The sequence below is a fragment of the Caulobacter sp. B11 genome (genome assembly GCF_002737765.1).
Classification (GTDB): Bacteria; Pseudomonadota; Alphaproteobacteria; order Caulobacterales; family Caulobacteraceae; genus Caulobacter.
The window spans coordinates 1-4170 of record NZ_PEGG01000265.1 but is presented as its reverse complement, the minus strand read 5'-3'; the positions used below and the strand labels follow the sequence as shown (position 1 = coordinate 4170).

Below are 4170 nucleotides of genomic sequence, written 5' to 3'. Positions count from 1 at the left end.
CGCTGTCGCCGGGGGCGGCGTATGAGGATGGGCGGCGCGCGTCCCCTGCATCCCTGGCGCTGGCTGGGCGTGCCGCTGCTGATCTGCATCCTGGCCACCATCCTGTTCGGCGCGCCGCTGCGGCTGTTTGGCCTGCAACTGCCCGAAACCGGTCTTCGCCATGGTGCCGGCCTTCGCCTGGGCCCTGATCCGGCCCTCGATCCTGGCGCCCTTCGCCCTGCTGATCCTGGGACTGTTCCTCGACACCTTCTGGGGCGGTCCGAGCGGCCTGTGGGCGCTGTCGCTGCTGGTCGCCTACGCCACGGCCCTGGCCGGCCGCAACATGATGACCGGCCAGAGCCGGCCGATGATGTGGGCCTGGTTCGCCGGGGTCACCGGCGTGGCGATGATCGCCGGCTTCCTGTTCACCATGCTCGACAGCCTGGCCATGCCCAGCCTGCTGGCGGTGTTCTGGCAGTTCCTGGTCACCGCCCTGCTGTTTCCCTTCGCCCATCGGCTGATCGAGCGTTTCGACGACGCCGACGTGCGTTTCCGTGAGGGCATGAGCGAGCCCTCAATCTTCTTCTTCGAGGTCAATGAACGGCAGGGGGTATTCCACCGCCGGGCCTTCCTGATGGGCGCCGTGGCGGGCACGGGCCTGCTGGCCCTGGGCGCGCGCCTGGCCCAGCTGCAGCTGGTCGAGGCCCAGCGCTACCAGAAGCTCTCGGCCGGCAACCAGTTCAATTTCCGGCTCATCGCCCCGCCGCGCGGGCCTGATCCTCGACCGCAACGGCACGCCCCTGGCGTCCAACCGGCCCAATTTCCGGCTGATGGTCACTAAGGACAAGGGCATGGACATCGGGCGCACGCTCGATGACATCGGCCAGCTGGTCCATATCGATCCGGCCCGCCGGGCCCGGTTGGAAAAGGACATCGCCCGCGCCCCGCGCAAGGCGCCGGTGGCGGTGATGGAGGACATGAGCTGGGAGGAGTTCTCCCGGGTCAATATCCGCGCGCCCGAACTGCCCGGCGTCACCGCCGACATGGGCGAGGTGCGGGTCTATCCGTTCGGCGGGGCCTTCGCCCACGTGATCGGCTATGTGGCCAAGGTCTCGGACAAGGACCTGGAAAAGGCCAAGGACGAGCCCGACCAGGACCTGCTGCACCATCCGGGCTTCCGGATCGGCAAGCAGGGGGTCGAGAAGGCCCTGGACCGGGATCTGCGCGGCCGTCCGGGGGCCACCAAGTCCGAGGTCGACGCCAGAGGGCGGGTGGTGCGCCTGGATCCCGAGGGCGACATTGCGCCAACCCCGGGCCAGGAGGTGCGCCTCACCCTCGACGCCGACATCCAGAACCGGGCGCTCGAGGTGATGGGCGACGAGAGCGGCGCCATCGTGGTGATGGACATCCGCAACGGCGACCTGCTGGCCATGGTCTCGGCCCCCAGCTTCGACGCCAACCGCTTCGTCAAGGGCCTGTCCGGCCCGGAATACAAGGCCCTGGCGGAATACGAGCGCAAGCCGTTGCTGGACAAGGCGCTGAGCGGCACCTATCCGCCGGGCTCGACCTTCAAGCCGACCGTCGGCCTGGCCGCCCTGACCGCCGGCATCAATCCCGAGGCGCGCATCCATTGCGGCGGCAGCTGGTACTACGGCAACCGCACCTGGCGGTGCTGGGAGCCGCGCGGCCACGGCTCGCAGAACCTGCACGACGCCATCAAGAACTCCTGCGACATCTATTTCTACCAGACCTCGCTGAAGATCGGGCCGGACGCCATCGCCACGGCGGCGCGGGCCATGGGCTTTGGCGAGACCTTCGACATCGGCATTCCCGGCCAGAAGAAGGGCCTGGTCCCCGACCGGGCCTGGAAGAAGCGGGCCTACAAGAAGAACCCCGCCAACCAGACCTGGTTTCCGGGCGAAACCCCCAGCTACGCGATCGGCCAGGGCGCCCTGACGGTCAACGCCCTGCAGCTGGCGGTAATGACCGCGCGCCTGGCCAACGGCAAGAAGGCCCTCAATCCGCGGCTGATCAAGTCGGTCGGCGGCGTCGAGCGGCCCAGCGGCGCGGCGGTGCCGGACCTGCCGTTCCCGGCCGAACATCTGGACTATGTCCGCGGCGGCATGGCGGCCGTGGCCAATGACGTGCGCGGCACCGCCTATCGCCAGAGCCAGTTGGGCCTGGGCGACGTGCAGATGGCCGGCAAGACCGGCACCGCCCAGGTTCGCAGCTATGACGGGGTCGCCAACCGCAAGGGCTCCGGCGCCATCTGGCGCCTGAAGGACCACAACCTGTTCGTGGCCTTCGCCCCCTATGACGCGCCGCGCTACGCGGTGGCCGTGATCATCGAGCACGGCGGCATGGGCGGGGCCACGGCCGGCGCGCCGCGGGCCCGTGAAGTGATGCGCGTGGCCCTGCTGAAGGACCCGGAGATCCGTGCACGGATCGAGCGGCCGACGCCTATGCCCGACGCCCAGGTCGATGACGGCGTGGTCGAGGGCGCGGCCCCCGAGGCCCCGGTCGAGGGCGCCCCGCCGCCGCCGTCTCCAGGAGCACCCCCCGATGACCCTCAGCGGCGGCCTCAGCCGGCCCGGCGAACGCGACCGGCCGATCATCAAGTTCATGGAGATCGACTGGACCCTGTGCCTGATGCTGTGCCTGATCGCCGGCGCCGGCAGCCTGATGCTGTTCTCGGTGGCCGGCGCGTCCTGGGAGCCCTGGGCGGCCAAGCATCTGATCCGCTTCGGGATCTATTTCGTGATCATGGTCGGCCTGGCCATGGTCGACCTGCGCGTCTGGTTCGCGGTGTCCTATCCGATCTATATCGTCGGCCTGCTGTTGCTGGTGGCGGTGGAGCTGTTCGGCGACGCGGCCCTGGGAGCCCAGCGCTGGCTGGTGATCGGGCCGCTGCGCTTCCAGCCTTCGGAGGTGATGAAGGTCGGGGTCGTGCTGGCCCTGGCGCGGTATTATCACGGGCTGTCGGCCGACAGCGCCAAGTTCTCCTGGCGACTGATCGTGCCGGTGCTGATGATCGGCATGCCGGTGCTGCTGGTCGCCCACCAGCCCGACCTGGGCACCGCCATGCTGATCGCCCTGACCGGCCTGGCCATCGTCATCCTGGCCGGCCTGTCCTGGAAGGTGATCCTGGCCGGCGTCACCGCCGCCCTGGTGGCCATCCCGCCCTTCGTGCTGTTCGTGCTGCACGACTACCAGCGCAAGCGGGTGCTGACCTTCCTCAATCCCGAGGCCGACCAGTCGGGCTCGGGCTATCACATCTATCAGTCCAAGATCGCCCTGGGCTCGGGCGGCCTGCTGGGCAAGGGCTTCGGCCTGGGCTCGCAGAGCCAGCTGAACTTCCTGCCGGAAAAGCAGACCGACTTCATCTTCGCCACCCTGGCCGAGGAGTTCGGCTTCGTCGGCTGTTTCTCGGTGCTGCTGCTCTACGGCATCGTCATCTTCATGGCCCTGCGCATCGCCTCGATCAGCCACAGCCATTTTGGCCGCCTGGCCGCCGCCGGGGTCACCGCCACCTTCACCCTCTATGTGCTGATCAACGGGGCCATGGTCATGGGCCTGGCCCCGGTGGTCGGGGTGCCGATGCCGATGCTGTCCTATGGCGGCACCGTCATGCTGACGGTGATGGTCGGCTTCGGCCTGGTCCAGGCCACGCGGGTGCACCGCTATACCGAGGTGACCAGCGGCAAGGGCTCGTTGATGTAGGGTGTGCTTCTCCCTTGCGGGAGAAGTCCTCAGCGCTGTGCGTTTTTCCGAACGGTGGAGGGGGAGGCCTCTGCCGCCGAGGTTTGTCCCCGTCGGATCTGGGATAGAAGCGGAGAAAAGCACTCGCTATCGACATTTTATATTACTGTTTATCGATATAGACCGTTTTTCCCTCTTCTGGCCTGCTTTGAATTCGAATGCCACCTTCCTCGTAAATTCGGCCCTCCATTTCTCGGCAAATCCAAATTTTAAGGCATGAGGTGGACGTGAGCATTTTTAAAAAATACGATGAATTCATCAAATCTCTAGCCTACAGGGGATCAAAGCCTTCTGGGCTGGGAATGATCGCTTTGGGTCCAATACTCGCGATAACCACCCCATTTTTTGTCGGCGTAGTGCTTGTTTCAGCCGTCTTTGATGCTCTTGGTCTTGTGGGGATGTGGTGGATATTGCGAATTTTAATTTCTTTAA

The 4170-nt window shown here is 66.4% G+C and carries 2 protein-coding genes and 2 pseudogenes; all 4 read left to right on the top strand.

Going from position 1 to position 4170, the window contains the following annotated elements; translation table 11 throughout:
- Window positions 1–21 precede the first annotated feature (21 nt).
- Window positions 22–535, top strand: a pseudogene (locus tag CSW58_RS10730) (hypothetical protein); the annotation flags it as partial.
- A gap of 6 nt (window positions 536–541) precedes the next feature.
- A pseudogene (gene mrdA / locus CSW58_RS10725) lies at window positions 542–2537 on the top strand (penicillin-binding protein 2); the annotation flags it as partial.
- 4 nt (window positions 2538–2541) lie between these two features.
- A complete protein-coding gene (rodA, locus tag CSW58_RS10720) occupies window positions 2542–3699 on the top strand; it encodes a rod shape-determining protein RodA (RefSeq protein WP_099447276.1) in 1158 nt (385 codons plus the stop codon).
- Between the two features lie 266 nt (window positions 3700–3965).
- The coding region (locus CSW58_RS15295) for a hypothetical protein (RefSeq protein WP_236627779.1) at window positions 3966–4170 on the top strand (205 nt) is incomplete at its 3' end.

Bases quoted from the DNA above. Each gene is read 5' to 3' on its own strand.
- rodA (WP_099447276.1), top strand. From the start codon at position 2,542: ATGACCCTCAGCGGCGGCCTCAGCCGGCCCGGCGAACGCGACCGGCCG.